Genomic DNA, 5019 nt, shown 5'->3' on the forward strand with positions numbered 1-5019 from the left:
CGTGGTGGCGCGGGACGCCGGCATCGGCACCGCGCGCGCCGGCGCGGACCCGGCGGCCAAGCAGGCGCGCATCCTGGCGCTCAAGGCCGAGGGCCGCCGGCCGCTCATGGTGGGCGACGGCATCAACGACGCGGCCGCGCTCGCCGCCGCGCATGTCTCTGCCAGCCCCGCGGGGGCGACGGACCTTGCCCAGACGGCGTCCGACCTAGTGCTGCAGCGCGAAGGGCTCGCCATGCTGCCAGGCGCGATCCGCATTGCGCGGCGCGCCCAGGCGATCGCGCGACAGAACATCGGCTTCTCCCTGTTCTACAACGTGCTGGCGGTGCCGATGGCGGTGGCCGGCCTCGTCACGCCGCTGATCGCGGCGCTGGTCATGGCATCATCGTCCATCATCGTCGTGGTCAACGCGCTGCGCGCGGGGAAGGATGGCTGATGGACAGCCTGCTGCTGCTGATCCCCGTTTCGCTCTTCCTGGGCCTGCTCGGCCTGGTGGGATTCCTCTGGGCGCTGCGATCGCGCCAGTACGAGGATCTGGATGGGGCGGCCGCTCGCATCCTGTTCGACGATCAACCCGACAAGGAGACACCGAGATGAGCGGTGGCCGCGTCTTCTTCCTCGCCTTCTATGCCGTGCTCGCGCTGCTGGGGCTGTTCCTGGCCGCCGCGGCGCAGGATGCGGGCATCACCATCTTCGCCTGGGGGCTGATCCTGTTCGGCGTGCTGAACGCCTACCGGACGATCGGCGCGCATTATGGGGAGGCCGGCCGGGCGCACTGAACGCCCGCGCCGGTTACAGCACTATCCGATCCCGCTGGATCAGCGTGATCGGATTTCGTGCTGTAGAATCAATGTTTTATAGAGCAAGAAATCCGATCAGCCGGCTCCGGCTGATCGGATATTGCTCTACGGCACCGGCGACAGGGTCCGCTTCAGGCAGCGCAGGGTGAAGGCCGTGCGCGTGTGGCGCACGCCGGGCAGGCGGTAGATCTTCTCCCGCAGCAGCGCCTCGTAACCCGCGGTGCCGCCCACCGCGGCCTTCAGCACGTAGTCGTATTCGCCGGTCACCAGCCAGCATTCGAGCACTTCTGGGATGGCGAGCACCGCTTCCTCGAAGCGTGCGAGATGCGTGTCGTCGTGGCGCTCCATCATCACCTCCAGGAACACCGTGTCCGGCAGGCCGAGCGCGGCCTGGTCCAGCAGCGCGTGGTAGCCCTGGATCACGCCGGCCTGTTCCAGGCGCTTCACCCGCGTCCAGCAGGGGGAGGGGGAGAGGCCCACCTCCTCGGCCAGTTCGGCATTGGTCAGCCGCGCCCGGCGGGCCAGCGCGCGGAGTATCTTTCGATCGATGGCGTCCATCGCGGCAGGATGTTCTGTCTGTTCGGCGCTGCACAACAGAAATCGGAATAATGCGCTGCGCATCCGGGCGCATCATCCCGCCATTGGCATCCTCGCGGGACGCACGCAACATGACCGCCATGGGCAACATGATCCGACCCGACGCGACGCTCGAGGAACGCTGGGAGGCGACGGGCGGCCCCGTGCTGCTCACCGGTACCCAGGCACTGGTCCGCCTGCCGCTGCTGCGGCGGGAGATGGACGCGGCGTTGGGCTGGACCACGGGCGGCTTCATCTCCGGCTATCGCGGCTCCCCGCTCGGCGGTTTCGACCGCGAACTCGCCAAGCAGAAGAAGCGGCTCGACGCCGCGGGCGTCGTCTTCCAGCCGGGGCTGAACGAGGACCTTGCCGCGACCGCCATCTGGGGCACGCAGCAGGTCGGCCTCACGCCGGGGGCGAAGGTCGAGGGCGTCTTCGCCATCTGGTACGGCAAGGGGCCGGGCGTGGATCGCTCCGGCGACGTGCTGCGCCACGCCAACAGCGCGGGGACGTCGCCGAAGGGCGGCGTGCTGGCGCTGGCCGGCGACGATCCGTCGAGCAAGTCGTCGACCATCACATCGGGCTGCGAATACGCCTTCATCGATGCCGAGATCCCCGTTCTCGACCCGTCCGACGTGGCGGAGGTGCTGGAATTCGGCCTGAAGGCCATCGCGCTGTCGCGCTACGCCGGCACCTGGGCCGGGATGAAGTGCGTGGCGGACACGATGGACGCGTCCATGACCGTCCTGCTCGACCCCGCGCGCTATGTCACGCGCGACCCCCAGGGACTGCCGGAGGGGCCGGACGGCATCCATATCCGCCTGACCGACACGCCGATCGCGCAGGAAGCGCGGCTGCGCCATGTGAAGCTGCCGCGCGCCGTGGCCTTCGCCCGCGCCAACGGCTTCGACCGTATCGTCGTGGATGCACCCGACGCCCGCTTCGGCATCGCCGTGCGCGGCAAGGCCTATGGCGTGCTGCGCCAGGCGCTGGAGGAAGCGGGCATCACCGACGATGTCGCCCGCGCGAACGGCCTGCGGATCTGGAAGGTCGGCCTCGCCTGGCCGCTCGATGCCGAGGCCGCGCGCGCCTTCGCCGACGGACTCGAGGAGATCCTCGTCGTCGAGGACCGCCGCCCCGTCATCGAATGGCAACTGCGCGACGCGCTGTTCCACGCCCCCACCCGCCCGCGCGTCACCGGCAAGAAGGACGAGGCCGGGCGCCCGCTGCTGTCGGACCTGACGGAACTGGATGCCGGGCAGATGCTGCGCGCGCTCGCCGCCCGCCTGCCGCCGGCGCTGCGCACCGAAAGGCTGGTTGCGCGCATCGCGGAACTGGACGCGCTGGCCGCCGCGCAGGCCACGCCGCTGCACCAGCGCGACCCCTATTTCTGCCCGGGCTGCCCGCACAACACCTCGACGCGCATCCCGGAAGGATCGCGCGCGCTGGCCGGCATCGGCTGCCACTACCTCGCGCGCTTCATGGACCGGAATTCGGACGAGTTCACCCAGATGGGGGGCGAGGGCGTGCCCTGGATCGGCCAGGCGCCCTTCACCAGCGAGGAGCATGTCTTCGCCAATATCGGCGACGGCACCTGGGGCCATTCCGGCAGCCTGACCGTGCGCTTCGCCGTCGCGGCGAAGGCCAACATGACCTTCAAGATCCTGGTCAACGGCGCCGTCGCCATGACCGGCGGCCAGACACCCGAAGGCGAGATCGACGTCCCGCACATCGCGGCGCAGCTCCGCGCCGAGGGTGTCACGCGCATCGAGATCGTCTCCGACGATCCGGAGCGGCATCGCGGCAACCCGCTGATCCCGGCCGGCACCGGCTTCCATCATCGCTCCCGCCTCGATGACGTGCAGCGCGACCTGCGCCTAGCCAAGGGCGTGACCGCGCTGATCTACGACCAGGAATGCGCGACGGAACGCCGCCGCAAGCGCAAGCGCGACCTGGCCGCCAAGGCCGAGCGGCGCGTGATGATCAATCCGCGCGTCTGCGAGGATTGCGGCGACTGCTCCCGCGTCTCCAACTGCCTGGCCGTCGAGCCGGTGGAAACACCCTTCGGCCGCAAGCGCCGCATCGACCAGTCCGCCTGCAACCAGGACCTGTCCTGCGTGCAGGGCTTCTGCCCGTCCTTCGTCACGCTGCTCGGCGCCGAACCGGCAGAACACGCCGCGGGCGGCCCGCTGTCGGAACCGCCGGAACCCACGCGGCCCGAGGTGCAGGGCGAGGCATGGAACCTGCTGATGGCGGGCGTGGGCGGGCAGGGCGTGTCCTCCCTCGCCGCGATCCTCGCCCAGGCGGCACATCTCGAAGGGCGGCCGGTGCGGAGCCTCGACTTCCTCGGCCTCGCCCAGAAGGGTGGCGGCGTCTATGCGCAGCTGCGCATCGGCGCGGTGGGCGCGACGACGGACAGCATCGCCGGCGCGCGCATCGCCGCCGGCGGGGCGGACCTGCTGATCGCGGCCGACATGGTGGTGGCGCATGGCAAGACGGCGCGACCGCTGCTGGGGCCGGCGCGCACGGCGTCGGTGGTGAATGCCGACCTCGCGCCCACGGCCCAATTCGTGAAGGACACGGGAACGCGCTACCGCGCGGCGGAGATGCTTCAGAGCATCCGCACGGCCTGCCGGGAGACCATCGCTCTACCAGGGGCGACGCGCGTCGCGGAGGAACTCGGCGACGCGGTCTATCTCAACGTCTTCCTGCTCGGCATCGCCTATCAGCGCGGCCTCGTGCCGCTGTCGGCCGAGGCGATCGGGCGGGCCATCGAACTCAACGGTGCGAAGGTCGCGCTGAACAAGGAAGCCTTCGCCCGCGGCCGCGCCGCGGCGCTGGAGGATCTGCACCCGCCGGCGGATGCGGCGGAGACGCTCGATGCGCTGATCGCGTGCCGCGTGGCCGACCTTACCGCGTACCAGAACGCGCGGCATGCGGGCGACTACGCGGCCTTCGTCGCCAAGGTCCGCGCCGCCGAGGCCGCCGCGCTGCCGGGCGAGGAACGCCTGTCGCGCGCCGTGGCCACGCAGCTGCACCGGCTGATGGCCTACAAGGACGAGTACGAGGTCGCGCGCCTGCACAGCCTGCCCGAATGGCGCGACGCGCTCGCCCGCGGCTTCACCGGCACGCGCGCGGTCGAGATGCATCTCGCCCCGCCCGCGCTGGGCGCGCAGAAGCGGCGCTTCGGGCCGTGGATGCTGCGTGCGATGGGCTGGCTGCGCCACGGCAAGGTGCTGCGCGGCACGGCGCTGGACCCCTTCGGCCGGACCGAGGAACGGCGGATGGAGCGCGCGCTGCCGGGCGAGTTCCGCGCGGGCGTCGAAGGCTTCCTCGCCATGCTCCCCGCCGCCCACACCACCGCCTGCGCCTGGGCGGAAGCCTGGGGCGATGTGAAGGGGTTCGGGCCGGTGAAGGCGCGCAACCTCGCTGCTGTCCGCGCGCGGCTCGCGACGATCGAGACCTCGGCGCGCTGAGGTGTCGCGCGCTGCCGCGTGTCGCTGGTCTCGGCCGATGGCATGGGCGTCGGCACGGCGTCGATGACCCGGCGCGAACCTGCGCTGCGCCTGGACTGCGGCGGCAGCCTCGGGCGCGACGGGCGCCCGGCGGCCGCGGTCGCGGCCCCCGTCAGATCCGAAGAGCATAC

Annotated in this window: 5 protein-coding genes; 4 read left to right on the forward strand and 1 reads right to left on the reverse strand. The window is 71.1% G+C overall.

Features of this window, described 5'->3' with window-relative positions; all coding sequences use genetic code 11:
• From HW577_RS20595 to HW577_RS20605, 3 genes are all read left to right on the forward strand, one after another.
• Positions 1-433 (forward strand): HAD family hydrolase (locus tag HW577_RS20595; RefSeq protein WP_198377998.1); only part of this gene is annotated, 433 nt, incomplete at its 5' end.
• Entirely contained in the window at positions 433-594 is a 162-nt protein-coding gene (gene ccoS / locus HW577_RS20600) for a cbb3-type cytochrome oxidase assembly protein CcoS (RefSeq protein ID WP_198377999.1), read from the forward strand. The genes HW577_RS20595 and ccoS, both read left to right, overlap by 1 nt.
• Positions 591-776: a hypothetical protein gene (locus tag HW577_RS20605; protein WP_198378000.1), complete on the forward strand. Its 186-nt coding sequence runs from the start codon at positions 591-593 to the stop codon at positions 774-776. The genes ccoS and HW577_RS20605 overlap by 4 nt, the downstream gene beginning before the upstream one ends.
• A 126-nt stretch (positions 777-902) precedes the next feature.
• Here HW577_RS20605 and HW577_RS20610 read toward each other — a convergent pair whose 3' ends face one another.
• Positions 903-1355, reverse strand: coding sequence for an Lrp/AsnC family transcriptional regulator (locus tag HW577_RS20610; protein WP_198378001.1), 453 nt, complete (start codon positions 1353-1355; stop codon positions 903-905).
• Between the two features lie 110 nt (positions 1356-1465).
• Between HW577_RS20610 and HW577_RS20615 the strand changes: the two genes are divergently transcribed.
• Positions 1466-4849 (forward strand): indolepyruvate ferredoxin oxidoreductase family protein, encoded by a 3384-nt coding sequence (locus HW577_RS20615; protein ID WP_232475100.1) that lies wholly within the window; start codon positions 1466-1468, stop codon positions 4847-4849.
• Positions 4850-5019: the final 170 nt, after the last annotated feature.

It is taken from the genome of Neoroseomonas rubea (assembly GCF_016106015.1).
Classification (GTDB): Bacteria; Pseudomonadota; Alphaproteobacteria; order Acetobacterales; family Acetobacteraceae; genus Neoroseomonas; species Neoroseomonas rubea.

Bases quoted from the DNA above. Each gene is read 5' to 3' on its own strand.
- HW577_RS20605 (WP_198378000.1), top strand. From the start codon at position 591: ATGAGCGGTGGCCGCGTCTTCTTCCTCGCCTTCTATGCCGTGCTCGCG.
- HW577_RS20615 (WP_232475100.1), top strand. From the start codon at position 1,466: ATGACCGCCATGGGCAACATGATCCGACCCGACGCGACGCTCGAGGAA.
- ccoS (WP_198377999.1), top strand. From the start codon at position 433: ATGGACAGCCTGCTGCTGCTGATCCCCGTTTCGCTCTTCCTGGGCCTG.
- HW577_RS20610 (WP_198378001.1), bottom strand. From the start codon at position 1,355: ATGGACGCCATCGATCGAAAGATACTCCGCGCGCTGGCCCGCCGGGCG.